Below are 19,854 nucleotides of genomic sequence, written 5' to 3'. Positions count from 1 at the left end.
TTGGACGCTTGATGTTACATTTTGTGAAGATGAAAGCCGGATTCGGAAACAGAACTCTCCCGAAAATTTTGCACTTCTACGTCGATTAGCCATAAATTTACTGAAACAAGAAAAAACTTCTCAACAAAGTCTAAAAATGAAACGGTATCGAGCCGCAATGGACAATTATTATTTAGTTAAAATTTTAAACTCTGCCAGTTAATACTCGAAATCTAAGAGCAATCTAAGAAGAAAAATTATCCGGCTTTAAGAATTTTAGAAAATCTTAAGGTTCTGATTTAATCTGCTTAAGTGGGGTTAAGATTAATGATTTTAAGAAGGTTTTGTTAGTTATTTAGTAATGCACAAATTGCTGGTTTTGTCAAATTAATTTAGATGCGTTTACCCTGGCTATCTCTCACCAAATGCACTGGTTGTCCAGTGTTGTTTAGTGTCTAGCCGATCGCTCTTAAATTAAGGTGCCTCACTTTCGATCCAACAGTCCAGTTGTAAAGTGATGCACCCTAATTTTTAAAATGGAATCGGATCGTAATCGGGATTTTCCGGTTCGTTAGACGAACCCGACTGGCGATCGGACTCAGAATTTGAAGACTGATGCGAGTTCCAATCCGAACTAGAAGTGCGGTTAGGGCCGCTTGGAGCGCTGTTAGAACTGCGGTTCCGCGAGCCTAAAGGTACTACATTGCTCGGCACATTAGCCGGGGCGGTGTCGCGAATTTGAGCCGGTTCCGGGGCGGTTCTAGCAGCAGGAGCCGAACTCATGGCATCAGCCCCGACACTGTAAATCCTTTGAGCTGTCAGTTCAGCGCGCTTTTCTTTAATACCATCTCTTTCGATCGTATTCATGCTCAGCCGCCCCTCAATAATCACGCGATCGCCCTCGTGATATTTCTCGTGAATTTCTTGAGCAAAATTTCCCCATCCTATCACTTTCAAATGTTCGGGCGGATCTTCTGGTTTTGGGCCGGGAAACTGCACCAACATCTCAGCGATTTGAAGTTGATTGTCAGGAGTATAACGGAGTTGCGGTTGTTGAATTATTTCCGCCATCAAAATGCAGCTATTCATCTGTTATCTGTGCGTAATTGGGAATTGGGAATTGGGAATTGGGCATCGGGAATTGGGCATCGGGAATTGGGCATTGGCAAAACAGGGAATTCGGGATTGGGAATTGGGCATGAACTTTCAAGTAAAAAGGTAAAACTTAAAATAACGCATTTTATTTTTTTACTTTTGCATTACCAATTCCCCATTGCCAATGCCCAATTCCCGATTACACATTACCAAATTTATCTTGGAGAACCGCCGCCTCGGCTTGACTGACAAAATCGTGAACGAGGGCGCGGTACTCCTTCAAAGTTTCAGATACCCAATCTCGATCCTCACTGTTGGCGAATATATGAACGGTCGGTTCACTAGCATCGGGTAAAACTAATACCCAATTGTCGTCGCTGTAGTTAAAAATCTTCACTCCATCTAATAATTCTAAACGATCGGGCGAATGAGTTTCTACTAAATGTCGCATCAGCGAACCCTTGATAGTCCAAGGACAGCGGACGCTGTAACTGCGGTGGGTGATGCGGGGAAGTTCCGCCTTGATCTGTCCGAGCGATCGCTCCTGAATCGTCATCATTTCTATCACTTTAGCAATGCAGAACATTCCGTCAAATCCGGGATGCAACTGCGGGAAAATAAAACCCATAAGGCCGCTGCCGCCCAAAACCACATTCGGGTTCCTGTTAGCGGCTTCCATCAAAGCAGTTGGGTTCGCCTTCGTGCGGATTACCTTGCTTTGATACCGTCGGGCGATCGCCTCCACCGCAGAAGACGCATGAACCGGCACTACTACTGTACCTTTGGGATGAGAAGTCAGCATCAAATTTACCATCAACGCCGTCAGCATTTCCCCACGAATCGCTATCCCAGACTCATCTACCAAAATGAGCTGTTCGCCGTTAGCCGATACCTGCACTCCAAAATTAGCGCTGAGTGCTTTCACCACCCGGCCGAGTTGGTCAAGCAAATATTCCCGTTCCCCGTTGCTTAGAGAAGTCTGCTTGAGACTGGCATTGAGCACCACCGCATCGCAGCCGAACTTAGCAAGCATTTGGGGCAGAATTGCTCCTGAAACCGCGTAAACGTAATCGATTACCACCTTAGTATTGCTGTAGCGTATTGCCTCAACATTCATCTGCCGCTCAAAAATGCGGTTGTAAACATCAAGAGCTTGGTTAAAGTACGTCATCTCTCCAATTTCGGGAATTAGAGCTCGCCGCAAATCTTCCTTAAAATAAGCCCCCTCGATTTTTTTCTCAGCTCCTTTAGTAATATTGATGCCTTTGATATCGAAGAATTCAATTAAAATGTGGTCGGAGCGATCGGGCGAAATGCGAACATGAATTCCGCCGGCAATTGATATTGTAGACGAAACCGTGCGCGCGATCGGAATTGCCGTCGATTCCAAATTGACCACATTAATTCCCACCGACATCAAACCCGCAATCAAAGACCTCGAAACCATCCGCGAAATGCTCCGCTGGTCGCGAGAAACCGATACCGAAGTCCCGGGTTTCAAAGTCGAGCCATAAGCCGCGCCCAATTTCACTGCAAATTCCGGGGTAACATCCACATTTGCCAGTCCTTGAACGCCACGCTGACCGAACAAATTCCGCTTAGCTTGTTCTCCCCAAATTAAATTTTGATTTAACAGAGCGCCGGATTCAATATTTTTGCTCGGCCAGACGCGCACGCTTGGCCCCACTTGTGCTTCTTCTCCTACGATGGACATTGAACCGACGACAGCACCTTCGAGGACGTGAGCGCGCCTGTCTACGCGGGTACTCCGGCAAATCACGCAGGCCCTAAGATGAGCATCTTCACCGACAATTGCTCCGTTCCACACGATGGGACGTTTGAGATTAGCGTCCGCCCCGACAGTCACGTTATCTCCGATCACTGTACCGGCATCGATTTTAACTCGGGCTCCAATCCGGCAATTGTTGCCGATCATCGCCGGTACTTCGATGATCGCGCTATCGTCAATAAAAGTATTCTGACCTACCCAAAGTCCCGATCGAACTTCGTTGTAGTAGGTCAAATTCAGTTTGACCTTTCCCCGCAGCGCGTCGTACTGAGCTTCCCGGTAAACATCTAGCTGACCGACATCGCACCAGTAACCCTCGGCGATGTAGCCGTACATCGGCTCGTTTTTTTCCAGTAGCAGGGGAAACAAGTCTTTGGAGAAGTCGCACTCCTGATGTGTCGGCAGGTAATCCAAGACTTCGGGTTCTAAAATATAAATGCCGGTATTGATAGTATCGGAGAAAATTTCGCTGCTAGAAGGCTTTTCCAGAAAGCGGCTGATGCGGTAATTTTCCTCGGTAATCACGACCCCGAATTCCATCGGGTTGGGAACGCGAGTTAAAATTAACGTGGCTTTGGATTGCTGGCTGCGGTGAAATTTGATCGCTGCCGTTAAGTCGAAGTCTGTGATGCTGTCGCCGCTGATGACCAGAAAAGTGCGATCGAGCAGTTCAGCAATATTTTTGACGCAACCAGCCGTACCCAGCGGTTGGTCTTCCTCCACAGCGTAAGTCATTTGAACGCCAAACTCTGCCCCGTCGGTAAAATATTCGCGCATGACATCGGGAAGGTAGTGCAGCGTCGCAATAATTTCCGTAATCTGATGCCTTTTTAGCAAATTGATAATGTGTTCTGCGATCGGGCGATTCAGAATCGGCACCATCGGTTTAGGCAAATCGCAGGTCAAGGGTCTGAGCCTCGTTCCCGACCCCCCAGCCATTAGCACTGCACGCATAAAATCCTCCTTGCTTAGAAAGCTCTCTACCGTCATTGTCCGCTAGAAAAAGTTTCCCTGCTGTAATTGGTTGGCTGCCAACTCTCAGTTCTTACTTAAATATCTTTGAGTAGTGACACGTCTGGGAAATCCCCTTCGGCCAGGCCCTCCCCCAAGAGCAACCGATTTCAACCGAATTAGAACTTGCTGCATCGCACCAATCCCCCGGTCGAGTTCGGATTTGTAGGGGATGTTGGGTACTAGCAGTTAAAAATAAATAATGCAACTGTAGGCCCGTGATCGAAACCCTTCTGTCATCAGTCATTCCCAATTCTTTAATTCTTCAATTCTTCCATCGTATAAGCCCTCAGAATCCTCGACTTTTGGCAGAAGTCCCTTCTTGCTTGCTCGGTGAAAGCTATTTCGAGGGTGTTATTTTTAAGTTTGTGGCCAGCGGGGATTTTGAAGTCTCTTTCTGAAGGTGGAATTACTACGGCTATCGGTGGGCTTTGGCGTCTGATAAATGATAGATTAAGGGTAGCGCTTTGACTAGCTGACCCAAAATCCTATCCATTGCTTAGGGGTTTTTTAAATGAGTACGTTAATTAGCTTGGCATTGCTGATCGCTTACGGTGGCGGTATTTGGAAATTTTGGAATGGTTTCGATCGCACTAACTTCGATCGAAGTTTTACAAATCGCCTGAAGCTGTCCCTGCTCTGGCCCGCGTTAATTTTTAATAAGCCTTACCGCCAAAACTTTACAAAAGCTCTCAAAGCTTCTAAAAGGTAATTCAAGAATGTCTAAAAAGTCCGAACGCCCAGCAAGTACAAGCGAGCAAACTTGGTTTGCCAAAGGCAAATCAGATAGCTGGCAAGTTTTACTATCGCAGGTTGCGGCCCGGTTCGATCGCGAATACCGAGGAGAAGCTTTCGCCTTACCCGAAGAAGTCGAAGCAATGCCGATTTTCCTAGAATCAGTCGCAGGAACTCTCCAAGCAAAAACAGTTTCTCCCTTCTGGAAAATTGCCAAACCTCAAAAAAATCAGCGCTGTTTAGACATTGGCTGCGGAGTCAGCTTTCTCATTTACCCTTGGCGGGATTGGGAAGCATATTTTTACGGTCAAGAAATCAGCAGCGCAGCGCGAGACGCCTTAAACGCTCGCGGCCCTCAGCTCAATTCTAAGCTGTTCAAAGGCGTCGAATGGGCCCCCGCTCACCAGTTAAATTACGAGGAGGCTCAGTTCGATTTATGCCTCGCTACAGGCTTTAGCTGTTACTATCCCATAGACTATTGGAGTATTGTCATGGGAGAAGTAAAGCGGGTACTAAAACCGGGCGGTCATTTTGTTTTTGATGTCCTCAACCCCGATGCTCCTTTAGCAGAAGATTGGGCAATTTTGGAAACTTATCGAGCCGGCGAAGTATTTTTAGAGACAATAGAAGATTGGGAAAAAATGATTAAAGCTGCGGGCGCTAAGGTAGTAAAAAAGCAAAGCGGCGACTTATTTCAAATGTATAAAGTTCAATACAATTGAGAGGTTAAGGGAAATAGATAATTAGCTTTGTAGTCAAAACTTCAATCGTCCAAAGGCTGGTCTGGCGGACGAAAAACAACTTCATTCTTAGTGGAGAAAGTAGGGTGCGTCAGCCAGTAGAAATTAGTTGGAGAAGCAACAAATATTCAAGCTGACGCACCCTACTAACTACTAACTCACAATAGTGAAGCAAGCAGATTGGATATTACCTATTCCCATACCGGATTGCCAATTCCCGACGCCCAATTAATTTTCGGTAGGCGCAGGAGATGGCGCGGCTTCCGGCGATGGTGACACTTCCGGGGCCGGAGATGGCGACACTTCGGCGGCCGGAGATGGCGCGGCTTCCGGCTGCGGCGACACTTCTGGGGCCGGAGATGGCGCGGCTTCCGGCTGCGGGGACTCTTCGGCGGCCGGAGATGGCGCGGCTTCCGGCTGCGGCGACACTTCTGGGGCCGGAGATGGCGCGGCTTCCGGCTGCGGGGACTCTTCGGCGGGTTGCGGTTGAGGAGAAGGCGACTGTTCCGCGGCTGGTTTCGGTTCAGGCGAGGGCGACGGTTGAGCCGCGGGTTTGGGTGCGGGCGGCGACGGTTGGGCCCCTGGCTGCGGTTTGTTTGAGGGGGCCGGCGGCTTCTCAAACTGCGGTTTCACTTCAGCAGGCGCTGGGGATGGCGGCTGGCCTGTTGGTCTGCTGGGCGCTGTGGGGGCGGGCGCTGGCTGCTGCTGGCCTGGTGGGTTGGGCCTGGTTGGGGTGACAGGAATGCCACTACAAACTTTTTCGTCGTACTTAAACTCGACATCCAGTTGGTAAAGCTTGTGCGTGCTGGCTGCTTCAAATGTTAGAGAAGGGCTAATAATCGCAATTTTAGCCGCATTATCGAGAATACCGTAACCCGTCGGGACGATCGGCTGTGGCTCGGCCTTGAGCAAGCCTTGAGGGCTGACAACTGCTCCAAAAACGGCTCTTCCTTGGAGTTTTTGCGAGCAAGCTGTTACGGGATAAGGGACGTTCACAGGAGTCGGGTTCGTCATTTCCAAGTCAGGATAAGCCTTTTTGAATTTATCAAACAAAGCAACATAGGTCTGTGCAGCCGCAAGTAGTGCCTCTTTGTCGGTGGGTAAGTTTGAACCCGGTTGGCCGGACTGAGTTTCTGCGATGAGATTCCTTTTATTGGGATCTTTTTGAGTCAATTTTGGTACTCCATCGGGTCCGACATTCCTGCCAATTGGGAATTCCGGGGTAAAGACTGGAGCTCCATCTGGAAATAGTGGCAGTCCGCCTCTACTGGCTATGATCTTTTTGAGCGTCTCTGCTTCGTCTTCCGAGCCGCCGCCGGGAAGCTGGGGCGCTTCATTCAGCGATGGTGGTGGCGGGATATTGCGATCGAAATTACCAGGTAAAGGTGGGAAAAGGAAACCGCTGGGAGGTACGGGTGGGACGAAAGTGGGTATTGGCTGGGAGGGGGCTCTGACTATTGGGGATGGAGTTGTGGGAGGTGGCGGGGCTGTTGGGGCCGTGAAGGGCGGGAGAGGGGAAGGAGGGAGAGGGGAAAAGAATCCAGGAGGGGGCATTCCCGGCGGCATGGCGGGCAAGTTGATGGTATCAGGTGCGGGGGGCAAGGGCGGGGCTAACTTTGGCGCTGGTGGAAGGGGCACTGGTGCGATCGAAAATGGCGTAAATCGCGTATTAGACGGTTTCGGTGGTATGGTTTGTGGCAGGCGGCCAGCTTCTGCGGGAGTTAGTTCTACCAAGCCGACAGAACCGGGGATAGTTTTTGAGGAATTTCCACCATAAAGTATGTTTGAGAGCGTCGGGGCGGTTGCTCCGAGGACTCCGTGAAGGCCCACAGAAGCTAGGGCAGCCCACCAAAAAGGCTGGCGCAGCGGTTCGGAAAGGGTGTTGGCTAGGGAGGAAGAGTCAGTCATGACTATGGGGAATTGGTAATTGGTAATTGGTAATTGAGAATTGATAATTGGGAATTGGAAGTTAATAGTTATTAATTGATATTTTCTTTGAGTGATTTTAAAAGTGGCTGTTGGAGAATTCAAAGGTATAATTTTAGCACGGTCGGTATCAAAATTGCCCGATCGACTTTTATTGAGATTTCGCGACCCTCACATCAAGCACTCAAGCCGAGAAACCTGGTTTTTTGGCGGGTTCAACGCTGTTATAGCAACCGCCAATAGGGTGAGGACGTTGTTAATTGCTGAAACCATTGTTTTTGTTGCCTAATGCCTTTGGCCGAATCCTATACGCGGTTTCTCAGGTATTGTTGAGAATGGTCAGCAGGCGTCAGACGGGCGGGACTGGGGCGATCTAAAAAATAGACTGCACCGCTGCTATACCGTCTTTTTCCGGGATCTGGATCGCCCCTAATTTATTAAACACGATCGATCCGTTCGATCGACCCCTGTTTCCAATTCGGTTACACAACCGGATTCATCCTTGGAAGTAATTATTCAATCCCAAATCCCAAATCCCAAATCCCAAATCGATGGATTCACCAGCGATAGCGGTAATTTTTAAAAGGAGCTCCCTCGATGGTGAGTAAGTCGATGGGATAAATTGGAGCGCCGCTTGCCATATATTGAAACATTTCCCGAACTTCCTCTCCCCGCAACGACAACTGGTCTAATTCCTTGAGAGAATACCAGCCAGCGCACAAAGTATGCTCATCCGGCTTACTCTTGGGCGGCGTCTTATCTTGTGGGCGAGCCACAAAAATGACTCGGAGGCGCACATTGCCCCTAGGCATTACTGTGTGCTCTACCCGGAGAATTCCCTCAACGATGATGGAAATGCCCGCTTCCTCAAAGGTATTACGCATAGCAGCTTCGAGCAAAGTCTCCCCTTTTTCCACTCGCCCTGCTGGGAGATACCACTGCTGCTCGTACTTGCGCTCTTGTACCAGTAGAAAACGGTCTTCTAAGTGAACGACAACTAGGGTAAAATACCATGTTTGAATCGGCTCGCGAGCCATAGAAGTAGATATTCCCTAAGCAAAAGGTTTAACGAGTGGCAGATGTTAGCAATCCAAAGGATGCTTCGGCAAGTGTCTTTTAACTTGAAAAACAGATCGTAGCACTCCGACCGCAAAATCTAAAATCTAAAATCTAAAATCTAAAATTGACGATGCCATTACCAACCGTGATTTTACCAGGATATTTTGCTGCTGCTTCCGACTATCGGGAATTAGAAAAGTCTCTGGTCGATCGAGGTTTCCCAACAGTAACAGTGCCTCTGGGCAAGAGAGATTGGTTGCCGACTTTTGGCGGGCGGTCGATGGTGCCAATTTTGCGACAGCTCGATCGCACGGTCAAACAAATGTTACAGCAATACGGCGTTCCCCAGATCAATCTCGTCGGTCATTCCGCCGGCGGCTGGATTTCTCGCATCTATTTGGGCGAAAAGCCTTACACGATTCACGGCGACGTGCTTGAGGACGCGGGTTTGTGGGAAGCTCACCCTTATGTGAATACTTTAATCACTTTAGGCACCCCGCACGTCTCTCAAGAGCGCTGGACGCGCAAAAATCTAGATTTTGTCAAAATTCACTATCCGGGGGCTTTTCACCCGCAGGTGCGCTACGTGTGCGCTGCTGGGAAGGCTGTTTTTGGCAAGCGCGGTTTTGGGACTTGGCTGGCTTATAAAAGTTACGAGTTGACTGTGGGGAATGGCGAAACTTGGGGAGATGGAATTACGCCGGTGGAAGCTGCTGTTTTGGACGGGGCCGAAAATTTGGTGTTGGAGGGGGTTTGGCATTCGCCTCGTTCTCCGGGGAAGTGGTACGGTTCGCCGGAGGTGTTGCCAGCTTGGATTGAATATTTGCGTTAGAAACGAACCGCGAAGACGCGTTCGGCGAAGCCGTTCCCGTAGGGTAGGACGCGAAGGAAGAAGCAGAAGATTTAAGGGGCGGATTTAGTTAGAATTTGATATTAGGAGCGAGTTTAGTGCGGCAAAACTCGCCCCCGCGATGGTATGTTTACTTAAATTTTTATCGCTAACTGAATAGATTGAAAAAATATTTTATGTGGCATTATCGGTAAGATTCAGAAGTCGCGGCGAACAACACACTCAAATTAGAGGTTGGCTGGGGTGGAATTGGGCGACAATGTTACTGTGCGGGACGCAGATAATGAATTTCAGCCGGATGCTTTGTGGAGAATTGATGCGGGAGGTCGATCGCAAATTAGGGATGATGATTATGTGCGATCACACTCCGTAGAATCATCGAAGTGTTTGGTATTTGCTGTGAGGGGCGATCGCTCTTTTTTCACTCAAGCATCGCTTTCCCTCTAATCCTCGCATTATCATAGTAGAAATAGAATAAGATTGTAAACCGTCAACAAATGGCACAACTTACCACGACTGAATTACCCCAAAGCCTCCAGACTCTATTTATAGAGGTCGAAGGTACCAAAACCCCTTTAACCGTCATCCATGAAGGAAAAGCATTAGTGATTATTTATCCTGCGACCACCCAAGCTCCACGCCCCACCTTTGGTGCAATGAAAGGAAGCGGTGAAATATTAGGAGATTTAATTGCTCCTGTCGCCGAACTGTGGGAAGTTTTGGAATGAAACTTTTACTTGATAGCCGCATTTAGCTAGCGATCGCACTAGACTGTTGCTTGAACAAGCATATCCTCTACCTGCCTAATTTGCTTCCAATCAATTACTGCAACCCAAAGACTTTCCTCTTCTGAATATTGCACTACGCCATCGACTTCTAACTCTTCGTCATACAATGCTAAAAATTTGCCATCTTCCAACTTAATATTTTGGTGATTCAAATCTTCAATCGTACCAACGCAATTTAGGCGAAGGCGACCCTGCTCATCCGCATTATGAAAATCTGCAAAGATTCTGGGATATTTCATATTTTTACTTTACTCAGGATGATTGTTGTGATGGATTAGGAATCGTTGGTGTCAGCAGCAGACTTGCTTGTTCTGGTGTTAAGCCAGTTAATGTTGCATGATTTGGGCTTCGGCCAGAAGTACGGATGACATCTCCATCGGACGATCGAACCTCACCCACTGTCGTCACACCAACTTGTCCATGAGGGATTGTCACGGCTAACTCTGCTACAGATAATCCTACTGCACATTCTACAGAAATTCCCGTGATGCCGCTGGGGTGAGTTGCCGTGCTGCGTTTAATATCTTCTGGGCGATTACGACCGCCACGAACTACTAAGGCCTCGTTTGGAATTCTTTCCACAAGTGTAGGCTGTTTGATTTAAGTACGCGCTATACTTTAGCAGAAATGTTTGCCCATAGGGCGATCGATCTTTTGTTTAACTCAAGCATCGCTATCCGTACAATCATCGCACTGTTTAGTCTTTGCTGCGAAGGGAGCTCGCAGTCCCTTTGACAAGCCTTACGAGAGGGATCTCGCACGCGAGGTTTGATTTGGTGAGTCAACAACCTGAATTTCACTCACACATCTCAATTAATGCCAGTATAATTATAATTGTTTGTCATCAGGGCTTTATGTCAGCAAAGGATAAATTTCCTGATGTTGTGAAGATTGCCTTGCAAAAGGATGGTTGGCAGATTACAGATGACCCACTTTCCATCAGTGTGGGTGGAGTTGATATGTTAATCTATCTGGGGGCGGAACGTCTGCTGGCAGCCGAACGGCAGGGCGAGAAAATTGCTGTAGAAATCAAGAGCTTTTTGAATACTTCAGCGATAACAGATTTTCATTTAGCGGTTGGACAATTTATCAACTACCGTACAGCACTCAAGTTTAAAGACCCCCAACGTCAGCTATTTTTGGCAATTCCTTTGACGGCGTATAACGATTTCTTCCAGCGTGAATTTACAACCGTTGTTGTGGAAGATTACCACTTAAAATTATTGGTCTATGATGTAGAAGAAGAGGTGATAGCTTTATGGAAAAAATAGAAAAATATCGGGATTGTATCAAACAAGTTCTCACGAAATATGCTGCATACAAGCCTTCTTATGGAGAAGTGGATGTGCAAGTAGTTTTTGACACAGAACACAATCATTATCAAGTTGTTCGAGTGGGTTGGGATAACAAACAGCGAGTTTACGGTTGTCCTATACATCTCGATATTAAGGATGGCAAAATCTGGATTCAGCAGAATGGAACAGAAATCGATTTAGGGCAAGAGCTGGTTAATATAGGTGTGCCGAAGTCGGACATTGTGGTTGGGTTTCATCCACCTTATATGCGTCAGTTCACAGAATTTGCAGTGAGTTAAAACTAACGTTGATGCTTTTGGTTGCAGACATCGATCGCTCTTGATGCGTGATGGGGCGATCGCCCTCTGTGCAATCAGCGCACTTTGAAATGGTGGAAATGGATAAGATTGTAAGTAAAAGAAGAGGTTGGGTGACACCAGCGTCAACCCAACCTACAAAAAAGGGCGATCGCACTAAGTTATGCTGCGACTACTTCGACAGGTCTGAACATTATATCCATTCAACCTTTGATGCCAAATCTATCATAAAGCATCTTTCTTAACCTATTGCTACCGCGTTTCACGAAGTCATCTTCAGATTCCTGCTCCAAAGGTTCACCAATTTGATTGCTCAAGTCAGATAAAAAAGATTCATTCTGAATTAAGCTCGACACCTCTTCTGAGAATTTTTGCTTTTCATTATTTGAAAATGAGAAGGGCGTCAACATAAGGAAAGTTCCTGCTGTTAAAGCCATTTGAAGGGATGGAAGAGTTAAATCAGATTCTGGCAGTGATTGAATAGGTGACTGCTTAATCTCATCCATAAATTGCTTAAAATTACTCATCACTGATTGAGTAGGTGATTGCTCAATCTCATCCATAAGTTCCTTAAAATTACTCATCACTTATTCTCACTTGGTATGCCGATTTTTCCACGAACCATAAAAAGAACGAAGCAGCTTTTCAAATGACTTGACAACTTCCTCTATAATTTTACCTTTCGTTTTATCATCCAACCGATTCCATAGTCTGAAAAACCAATTAAATAGTTCAGATAGCCAACCAAACATCCGTATACTCCAAAGCTACGAAACAGAACCTATAACCCAACGCTGTAATATTGGCTGCATATAAATAGCCAAGCTTACCTTTTCAATCGCTGGCAGTTTTCTGATATTTGCTGCGAGGTGCGAGGAAATACTAAAGCCAGACTAAACGCTGATGAAGGTTGGGTTGCAACAGGAAACCCAACCTACCAATTCAAACTGAACTAACTATCTTTACCCTTTACCTCCAAACAGTTTATATATTCCGTATCCAACAGCAGCCGCCGCAGCAACAGGTGCAGCAGCAACTATGGCAGTACCAGCGATCGCACCTCCCCCGACAACGCCACCGATACCAGCAAGGGTGCCCATAATTGCAGCACCAGAGGCACCGCCAGCTACCGTTACAGCACCAGCACCAACTAGACCAGCAGCAGCCCCAATGTTTGTAGCTGTTCTTGCCGCTGCACGAGCATCATTCTCTTCCTCAGACAAGTTCGATTGCTCTTTGAACAAAGTTTCATTCATTATTTTTGCCCCCAGATAAGCAGGGCCTGCTGCTAATACCGCAGGAGCCGCCGCCATACCACCACCAACCACACCACCTGCCGCAGCTAGACCCGAAGTAATTCCTGCTCCTGAAGTTGCTGCAACAGTCAACCCTGTTGCAGCACTGGCAGCCGCACCTACCGCAGCACCAGTTTCTGCAACCGCTTTGACTGTTTTAACTGTATTTCCATCAATGCCCATAGTTTTTTCAACAACATTTTCTACAACTTCGTCACCGACTTGACTGGCAAAATCTTCCCAATTCATAAATCAATTTATCCTTTTAATACTTGTCCTATTATCCTTAATAAATTAAAGGTTTGTCTAGCCCAATAATGTTCTATTATGCCGCCAATTTTCCCTCGCTTTTACTTTAACTTTAATCTAAGTTTGTACAACAATGTACGAAAATGTACGAAAATGTTGGCAGTTGTGAGCTACAATACACAAAACTCTCGCATTTCCCTGCCAGATGAATCTTAAAGAAATGTTAAATGTCGCCGATCGCATAGTTTTCGAGAAAACAGGTCAGCACCTTGACGATTTACAAGAAGCGGTACTGCGGGGAACTCTACAACGCGAGACATACAAAGAAATAGCTAAAGATTTTAACTGTTCTGAAAGTCGCATCAGGGAAATCGGATCGGAATTATGGCAGATACTTTCAGAGGAGTTAGGGGAAGATGTCAGTAAAACAAATTTTCGCTCCACAATGGAGAGGTTACAAAACTCTAATGCTTTAAACTTTGCACACAACGTGAGCAGTATTTTCAACATCTGTGGAGAAGGAAGACACCCGCCAAATATCCCAAACTCACACCCACCAAATCAAGACACATCTAACTCAAAACAAACCCAAACTCTACATCAAGATTTAAGCGAAATGCCAGAATTAGGCGAGTTCTACGATCGCACTCCCGAACTCCAAACCCTCACCACATGGATTCTACAACAACGCTGTCGCCTCATCACCCTCACCGGCATCAGCGGTATCGGCAAAACCACCCTAGCAGTACAACTCGTACAACAAATTAAAGACGAGTTTGAGTACGCAGTTTGGTACACACTAGACGAATTCCCCACCCTAGAAAAATTTCAATCAAACCTAATACAGCTTTTTTTCCATTCCGAAAAACAAGATTCATCCCCAACAAGCCAAAAACGCTTACCGCTGATTAAGTATTTGCAAAACCATCGCTGTTTAATCGTCTTAGATGACGTTCACAACCTTTTCTGTAGCGGCGAATCGGCAGGAAAATACAAACCAGAATCCGAAGAATATCGCTCTTTATTCAAACAAATAGAAAAATTATCCCATCAAAGCTGCTTGATGTTAATCGGTTGGGAACAACCGAGAGAATTGACTCAATTTAAAAGCCAAAATACTTCCATTCGCACCTTACAACTCAAAGGTTTAGACATCGCCGCCGCACGGGAAATACTCAGAGATTATGGGTTAGAAGAAAGCGACAACAGTGAAACTCTCATTCATCGCTACCAAGGCAATCCTCTATGGTTAAAAAGCGTGGCGAATCTGGTTCAAGACTTGGGTGGAGGCGTGACCGAGTTATTACCAAATGATACCATATTGTTGCCAGAAGATTTGAAAGATGTTTTACAGCAGCAGTTCGATCGCCTATCGGAACTAGAAAAACAAGTAATCTCCTTGTTAGCCAAAGAAAGCCAGCCGATCGATCGGGCAAAATTGCTAGAAACTGACATAATTCCGGCTTCAGATTTGCTAAATGCCTTGCAATCTCTATCGCGGCGCTGCTTGATAGAACAACAAGCAAATTTTTACACGATTTCACCTGTACTGAGGCAATATGCGATCGCCCATACAGTGTAATTGATATCTCTTAGTCTGCGGAGGCAGACTTAGTTTGTATAGTAGCGATTTCAATCGCCCAGTAACTAAATACATAAACTCGCACAAACAAAAACCGGGCAACTTCAAAGCTACCCGGCAATCAAAACTTTAGACTTCAGACAAATCTAAAATCTAAAACCTAAAATTCTTAAACAGCCACAGTCTTCTTAGCAGAAGAGCTCAATTCGCCCTTAGCATACTTAGCTGCAAAATCGTCCAAAGACACTTGCTTAATCTTTGTACCGTGACCGGCGCAACCGAAAGAATTGTAACGATCGCTACAAACCTTCTGCATATACTTGATCGAAGGCTTCAAGAAGTGACGGGGGTCAAACTCATCGGGCTTCGCAAACAAAGCTTCGCGCACCGCAGCGGTAATCGCCAAACGGTTGTCAGTATCGATATTGATCTTGCGAACGCCACACTTGATGCCCTTTTGGATTTCTTCCACAGGTACGCCGTAGGTTTCGCGGATTTTGCCGCCGTTGCTGTTGATGATTTCCAGCAATTCTTGGGGAACAGAAGAAGAACCGTGCATTACCAAGTGAGTATTCGGCAAGCGGCGGTGAATTTCTTCAATGCGGCTGATTGCCAAAATTTCGCCAGTCGGCTTGCGGGTGAATTTGTAAGCGCCGTGGGAAGTGCCAATCGCCACTGCGAGAGCATCAACGCCGGTTTGCTCAACGAAATTAACAGCTTCTTCGGGATCTGTGAGCAATTGATCGTGAGAAAGCGCACCTTCAAAGCCGTGGCCATCTTCTGCTTCACCCATCCCTGTTTCCAGAGAACCCAAACAACCCAGTTCGCCTTCAACGCTAACGCCGATCGAATGAGCAACATTCACCACATCGCGAGTAACTTGAACATTGTACTCGTAGCTGGCGGGAGTCTTAGCATCCGCTTCCAGAGAACCGTCCATCATCACGCTGGTGAAACCTTGGCGCATGGCAGAATAGCAAGTGCCGGGGGCATTGCCGTGGTCTTGGTGCATGGTAATGGGAATGTGAGGATAGGTTTCAACTGCGGCCAAAATCAAATGGCGCAGGAAATTTTCCCCAGCGTAGGAGCGAGCGCCGCGAGAAGCTTGCAGGATCACGGGGCTGTTGGTTTCGTCAGCAGCGCGCATGATCGCTTGGATTTGCTCCATGTTGTTGACGTTGTAAGCCGGTAGGCCGTAACCGTTTTCAGCCGCGTGGTCGAGCAGCAGTCGCATAGGTACAAGCGCCATAGATATTCCTCCTAGTTATTTGTGATTTCTGGGCAGTGGATTTTGGACAAGTTCAATTCTTACGATAATATTAAGACAATTTGCCACCGATCGCGCACTATCTTTCCAGATTTACTAAAAAGTTCAACAAACAAAATTTTGAGTTCCGAGCATTCAGCTCAAAACTCAAAATTCTTAACTCACAAATTTTTTATGGGTCGCCCGGGATTTGAACCCGAGACCAATCGGTTAAAAGCCGAATGCTCTACCGCTGAGCTAGCGACCCGCGAAAACATTGTTACCGCACACAATTTCTAATAGTAGCACCCCTCATTTGAAATAGCAAGTGTTTTTTAAATAAAATTTGCAGTCATGCGAACCAGCATCTCGCAAGTCGCTCCCGGCTGCAAATAAATCAAGTGTTCGCCAGTGTTGAGGGCATTTCGAGGAGCAGTCCAAGGTTCCAAACAGTAAAAATCCTTGCCCTTCACCATCCAGAAAACCAACTTCCCATAGCTGGAGTTGTAACTGAGGGTGAGCCGCAAGCCGCAGGCCGCGTCAGTGACAGTAGCAGCAAGACCAGTGAGCTCGTCAAAGGAAACATCAATTTCATCCAGCGTCGGGTCAAAAACCCCAGTGAAGTAACCCTTGGAATGGGTGTTCTGATCTCTATACTGCATCCCCGGAATCTCAAAGCGCAGCTTAGATTTGTCCGTCGCCAAAAAGTAGGGGTGCAAACCACTAGAAAACGGCATGGGTTCGGCAGACAGATTTGTGTATCGCTGAAAAATTTCCAAAGAATTGCCTTTAATCTGATAAGTGAAGGCTAGTTGGAAATCAAAGGGATAAACAGCCAGCGTCTTGTCGCTGCTGTCGAGAATCAGCGTAAGAGCGGCGCAACCCTCCGTAACTTGTTCGCCTATTGTCCAAGGCAAGTCTCGAGCAAAGCCGTGCTGTTTGAGCTGACGCTCCACTCCCTTGTGGGTGTAAGTATTGTCGGGGAGATTGCTGCAGATGGGAAACAGGATGGGAATCCCGCCACGTACAGTTAGATCGGGATTGGCGAACCGTTCCGCGTCCAAATAGAAGATTTCTTTGCCTTCAACCAGCCAGCTAGTGGCAATACCGCCCCGTTCCGGCACAACTTCTAGAGTAGAGTTAGCGGTTTCGTCGGAGAGGATATAGGTTTTGTACTGCTTTTGCTTGAGCGCGATCGCAAACACATTTGTCATCGGTAGTAGGTCATTGATCATTGGTTGTCAGTAAATCGATCGTTAATAATTGGTCGCTAGTATCTTGATGTTCACCCATTACCGCCCCTATCCTCCCCCTGCATCCTCGCTCCGGCCCCCACCGGCTAACCAATGCTCCTAGCTATAGGAGGCAGGGCGATCGGGTGCTTGGAGCGGTTGCTGCGGGTAGCTGGAACGATCGCTGAGGTCGGCTGCCCTTTGAGTGCGACTTCAAAAGATACAGCCCGATTGGGGGGAAGATAGCTTTGGGGACTCGGCACTGCTCCTTGACTGGGAGAAGGAGGCGAAATAAACGGTTCTTTGATGAATGGCTCTTTTGTAAACGGCTCTGGTTCCCGGCTGGGATTTTGAGGTTGAGTGGGGTAGATGCGCGGCGGCAAATTTTGATTCGGAGGTGGGTTTGATTCAATTGCAGGCCCCGTCCCGTTCGGGAAAAATGAGGAGTTGTCCGGCTGTTGGGGCGCAGCCGGCAAAGCCGGCAAAATCAAAGTAGGTTTGGGTTGTCCGGGGCCTTGCTGATTGCTTTCACCGTCGCTGGCCCCGGAACCTCGCCCCGGCTGGTATGTACCGCTCTTTGCTGCTCCTGGCAATGGATAATTTGGAGTTTTTGATGCCCCTCCTGGCTGGACTAAGGCATCGAGAACTACAGAAGATCGCATCGGTCGATCGAAAATACTAGAAATTTGCTCGACGCGTTTGAGGATACGATCTGCTGCGGCTCCCTTCACTACCTTCGGCTGAAACTTTTTCACCTCCACAGGCAGAAACTCTACCTTCATATTCCTGTCTTTGAGCGATACTTTCAGGACTGCGGTATCGTAATCCCTGCGAGCATTCCCGCCGAATATAAAATTACCGAGCGAGTAAACTATCGGGCGGCCCTTGTAAATTTCTGCACCTTGCAGTACCTGGGGATGGTGTCCCACTACCAAATCAGCTCCTTGGTCGATCGTGAACCGAGCCAAATCAATCTGCCAGTCCCCCGGATAATCTGCCAATTCGACTCCCCAGTGGTAATTAACAATAATCCAGTCTACCTGACCCCTAAGAGCTCGAATATCCTCGGCCACGCGATTGTTGCGGCGGGGGTTAGTGCCCGCTTTGCCTTGGTCGGCGACGTTAAGCTCAGCATCGTAATAACCGAGGTAGGCAATCCGCTGACCCTTAACTTCAATAATATCTGGACGCCTCGCTTGTTTAATATCTCTGCCGGCTCCCAGGTGTTGAATCCCACTACTATCTAGAGTATTCATAGTCTCCACCAGCCCCGGTTCCTCGTAATCCATAGCGCGGCTATTTGCCAGATTGACAATATCCACTCCTCCGGCTGTTAATACTTTCACCGATTCTGGATCGGCTTTAAAATTTAATTGTTTTTTGGCAGAGCCCAATGTAGAGCGAGTCAGGGAGTTTTCTAGGTTAACCATCGCCACATCTGCTTGCCGATACTCGTCCATATTGGCGAAAGCCCATTGGTGATCGTTGGCAGCAGATGCTCCGAGCGCATCCGATAGATTCACATTTCCTCCGAACATCAGCGTTACTGTTGGGTCGTAAGGATTAGCAACTTGCTTGTGCTGTACTACTGGTACCACTTCTAAGGCCGCTTGCACCGTCTCCGCACGTTTTGGAGGCGGCCCCGAAATTACAGCAGCTTGCTGGTAGCCGGATACTGGAGATCCTAACTGCAAGGTCACAGCCTCGTGGTAGCTGACCCAACACCCTAAAATAAATGAGGCAAGTGCCGATCCCACTAGCAGCAGAGAACGATACGTTTTAAATTTAACCCAATCGACAACCGGTAGGGAACGGTAACGCCGCCGCTGGCGGTTTGCCGGAGTCACAATTCGCACTGACTGTTTCCAGAGAATGTCTGCATCCCCAGCCAAGCGCGCGTGAATTCGCACTCCTTCTACTGCTGGCGAGTTGAGTCTCCAGAGTTGGTGGCAAATAAATTTGACTAATCCTTCCCGGATAGTGCTCCCCAGTAATGTAGTATCTGGCGCAAATTCGCGCTGGAATTCTACGAGGATTTGGACGCAGCCGGCCTGAGCCTGTTCGACGCGGGCATAAATCCCTTCGGGGCGCAACAAGCTGTCAATCCAGTAATTCAGGGCTTGAAAGTTGCCCGATCGCGCTAGCTCCAAGATAGACGGCTGCGACCAATTTTCTGCGTACACCATCAATTAGCCTCCTTAATACGCACGAGCGATGACTCCAATTTGTTTTGAACGGAACCGCAATTCTTTTAGCTTAACCGCCACAGGTTCCGCTGCCCGTTTTGAAGCTAGTTGTTGGCCGCCACCATTTTCTACATTTAGGGGCTCCCTGCTGTCAGTGATTTTTATCACACTCCGGTCTGTTGATTTGAGATTTGAGATTTGAGATTTTAGATTGAGTTCAGAGTGGGTACTGGGGGCTAGAAATAACCTCCAAACAAGAGGTTTATGGGGGAACTGAGGCATAAGAGAGCGAGAGATCTGAGGCAGAGTCTGTTTTTATTGTCGCTGTTGGAGTGTCGCTTTAGAGCTTTCGCTTGGAGATTTGAGATTTGAGATTGAGCCTTGACGGCGTTAGTGGGCGATCGATTTGAGATTTGAGATTTGAGATTTTAGATTGAGTTCAGAGTGGGTACTGGGGGCTAGAAATAACCTCCAAACAAG

General features: G+C 47.4%; 21 protein-coding genes and 1 tRNA gene. 9 read left to right on the top strand and 13 right to left on the bottom strand.

Going from position 1 to position 19,854, the window contains the following annotated elements:
- On the top strand, positions 1-202 hold a 202-nt coding region (locus tag QUB08_RS27755; RefSeq protein WP_445300958.1), incomplete at its 5' end, for a transposase.
- 308 nt (positions 203-510) lie between these two features.
- On the opposite strand, the gene QUB08_RS27750 is transcribed toward QUB08_RS27755, so the two are convergent.
- Positions 511-1,068 carry a single-stranded DNA-binding protein gene (locus QUB08_RS27750; RefSeq protein WP_333152004.1) on the bottom strand — a complete coding sequence of 186 codons (558 nt, stop codon included), beginning with the start codon at positions 1,066-1,068 and terminating at the stop codon, positions 511-513.
- Positions 1,069-1,273: 205 nt separating this feature from the next.
- Positions 1,274-3,817: a mannose-1-phosphate guanyltransferase gene (locus QUB08_RS27745; protein WP_333228971.1), complete on the bottom strand. Its 2,544-nt coding sequence runs from the start codon at positions 3,815-3,817 to the stop codon at positions 1,274-1,276.
- 571 nt (positions 3,818-4,388) lie between these two features.
- On the opposite strand from QUB08_RS27745, the gene QUB08_RS27740 reads away from it, so the two are divergent.
- Both QUB08_RS27740 and QUB08_RS27735 read left to right on the top strand, forming a co-directional pair.
- Positions 4,389-4,586 carry a hypothetical protein gene (locus tag QUB08_RS27740; RefSeq protein WP_006633481.1) on the top strand — a complete coding sequence of 66 codons (198 nt, stop codon included), beginning with the start codon at positions 4,389-4,391 and terminating at the stop codon, positions 4,584-4,586.
- Between the two features lie 7 nt (positions 4,587-4,593).
- On the top strand, positions 4,594-5,331 hold the full coding sequence (locus QUB08_RS27735) for a class I SAM-dependent methyltransferase (RefSeq protein ID WP_333228969.1): 738 nt from the start codon (positions 4,594-4,596) through the stop codon (positions 5,329-5,331).
- Between the two features lie 246 nt (positions 5,332-5,577).
- On the opposite strand, the gene QUB08_RS27730 is transcribed toward QUB08_RS27735, so the two are convergent.
- Positions 5,578-7,257 carry a hypothetical protein gene (locus tag QUB08_RS27730; RefSeq protein ID WP_333228967.1) on the bottom strand — a complete coding sequence of 560 codons (1,680 nt, stop codon included), beginning with the start codon at positions 7,255-7,257 and terminating at the stop codon, positions 5,578-5,580.
- Positions 7,258-7,832: 575 nt separating this feature from the next.
- On the bottom strand, positions 7,833-8,312 hold the full coding sequence (locus QUB08_RS27725; protein WP_333053933.1) for an NUDIX domain-containing protein: 480 nt from the start codon (positions 8,310-8,312) through the stop codon (positions 7,833-7,835).
- 152 nt (positions 8,313-8,464) lie between these two features.
- Between QUB08_RS27725 and QUB08_RS27720 the strand changes: the two genes are divergently transcribed.
- The 3 genes from QUB08_RS27720 to QUB08_RS27710 all read left to right on the top strand — a co-directional run bounded on the left by QUB08_RS27720 (position 8,465) and on the right by QUB08_RS27710 (position 9,912).
- Complete coding sequence (locus tag QUB08_RS27720) at positions 8,465-9,166, top strand: alpha/beta fold hydrolase (RefSeq protein ID WP_333228965.1); 702 nt, start codon at positions 8,465-8,467, stop codon at positions 9,164-9,166.
- A 261-nt stretch (positions 9,167-9,427) separates the two neighbouring features.
- A complete protein-coding gene (locus QUB08_RS27715) occupies positions 9,428-9,631 on the top strand; it encodes a hypothetical protein (protein WP_333228964.1) in 204 nt (67 codons plus the stop codon).
- 50 nt (positions 9,632-9,681) lie between these two features.
- The gene (locus QUB08_RS27710; RefSeq protein ID WP_333228962.1) at positions 9,682-9,912 is read left to right on the top strand and encodes a type II toxin-antitoxin system Phd/YefM family antitoxin; all 231 of its coding nucleotides are present in this window, start codon (positions 9,682-9,684) and stop codon (positions 9,910-9,912) included.
- A gap of 38 nt (positions 9,913-9,950) precedes the next feature.
- On the opposite strand, the gene QUB08_RS27705 is transcribed toward QUB08_RS27710, so the two are convergent.
- Both QUB08_RS27705 and QUB08_RS27700 read right to left on the bottom strand, forming a co-directional pair.
- On the bottom strand, positions 9,951-10,211 hold the full coding sequence (locus QUB08_RS27705) for a hypothetical protein (protein ID WP_333228960.1): 261 nt from the start codon (positions 10,209-10,211) through the stop codon (positions 9,951-9,953).
- 13 nt (positions 10,212-10,224) lie between these two features.
- The gene (locus QUB08_RS27700; RefSeq protein WP_333228958.1) at positions 10,225-10,554 is read right to left on the bottom strand and encodes a flavoredoxin; all 330 of its coding nucleotides are present in this window, start codon (positions 10,552-10,554) and stop codon (positions 10,225-10,227) included.
- A 272-nt stretch (positions 10,555-10,826) separates the two neighbouring features.
- Between QUB08_RS27700 and QUB08_RS27695 the strand changes: the two genes are divergently transcribed.
- Both QUB08_RS27695 and QUB08_RS27690 read left to right on the top strand, forming a co-directional pair.
- Entirely contained in the window at positions 10,827-11,243 is a 417-nt protein-coding gene (locus QUB08_RS27695) for a XisH family protein (RefSeq protein ID WP_333228957.1), read from the top strand.
- A complete protein-coding gene (locus QUB08_RS27690; RefSeq protein ID WP_333228955.1) occupies positions 11,231-11,566 on the top strand; it encodes a XisI protein in 336 nt (111 codons plus the stop codon). The genes QUB08_RS27695 and QUB08_RS27690 overlap by 13 nt, the downstream gene beginning before the upstream one ends.
- Before the next feature lie 221 nt (positions 11,567-11,787).
- Here QUB08_RS27690 and QUB08_RS27685 read toward each other — a convergent pair whose 3' ends face one another.
- Both QUB08_RS27685 and QUB08_RS27680 read right to left on the bottom strand, forming a co-directional pair.
- Complete coding sequence (locus tag QUB08_RS27685; RefSeq protein WP_333228953.1) at positions 11,788-12,168, bottom strand: hypothetical protein; 381 nt, start codon at positions 12,166-12,168, stop codon at positions 11,788-11,790.
- A 378-nt stretch (positions 12,169-12,546) separates the two neighbouring features.
- Positions 12,547-13,128 carry an RNA polymerase subunit sigma-24 gene (locus QUB08_RS27680; RefSeq protein ID WP_333228951.1) on the bottom strand — a complete coding sequence of 194 codons (582 nt, stop codon included), beginning with the start codon at positions 13,126-13,128 and terminating at the stop codon, positions 12,547-12,549.
- A gap of 205 nt (positions 13,129-13,333) precedes the next feature.
- Between QUB08_RS27680 and QUB08_RS27675 the strand changes: the two genes are divergently transcribed.
- Complete coding sequence (locus tag QUB08_RS27675; RefSeq protein WP_333228949.1) at positions 13,334-14,710, top strand: NB-ARC domain-containing protein; 1,377 nt, start codon at positions 13,334-13,336, stop codon at positions 14,708-14,710.
- 169 nt (positions 14,711-14,879) lie between these two features.
- Here QUB08_RS27675 and fba read toward each other — a convergent pair whose 3' ends face one another.
- From fba to QUB08_RS27650, 5 genes are all read right to left on the bottom strand, one after another.
- Positions 14,880-15,959 (bottom strand): class II fructose-bisphosphate aldolase, encoded by a 1,080-nt coding sequence (gene fba, locus QUB08_RS27670; RefSeq protein ID WP_333228947.1) that lies wholly within the window; start codon positions 15,957-15,959, stop codon positions 14,880-14,882.
- Between the two features lie 193 nt (positions 15,960-16,152).
- Positions 16,153-16,224: transfer RNA gene (locus tag QUB08_RS27665), tRNA-Lys, on the bottom strand.
- Positions 16,225-16,291: 67 nt separating this feature from the next.
- On the bottom strand, positions 16,292-17,161 hold the full coding sequence (locus QUB08_RS27660; RefSeq protein WP_445300959.1) for an aldose epimerase family protein: 870 nt from the start codon (positions 17,159-17,161) through the stop codon (positions 16,292-16,294).
- Positions 17,162-17,295: 134 nt separating this feature from the next.
- Positions 17,296-19,374: a CapA family protein gene (locus QUB08_RS27655; protein ID WP_333228943.1), complete on the bottom strand. Its 2,079-nt coding sequence runs from the start codon at positions 19,372-19,374 to the stop codon at positions 17,296-17,298.
- Between the two features lie 12 nt (positions 19,375-19,386).
- A complete protein-coding gene (locus QUB08_RS27650) occupies positions 19,387-19,542 on the bottom strand; it encodes a hypothetical protein (RefSeq protein ID WP_333228941.1) in 156 nt (51 codons plus the stop codon).
- Positions 19,543-19,854 lie beyond the last annotated feature (312 nt).

Origin of the sequence: Microcoleus sp. BR0-C5 (genome assembly GCF_036705045.1) — a bacterium.
Classification (GTDB): Bacteria; Cyanobacteriota; Cyanobacteriia; order Cyanobacteriales; family Microcoleaceae; genus Microcoleus.
Note: the sequence above shows the minus strand (reverse complement) of the source record. Positions and strands in the feature narration are given on the sequence as shown.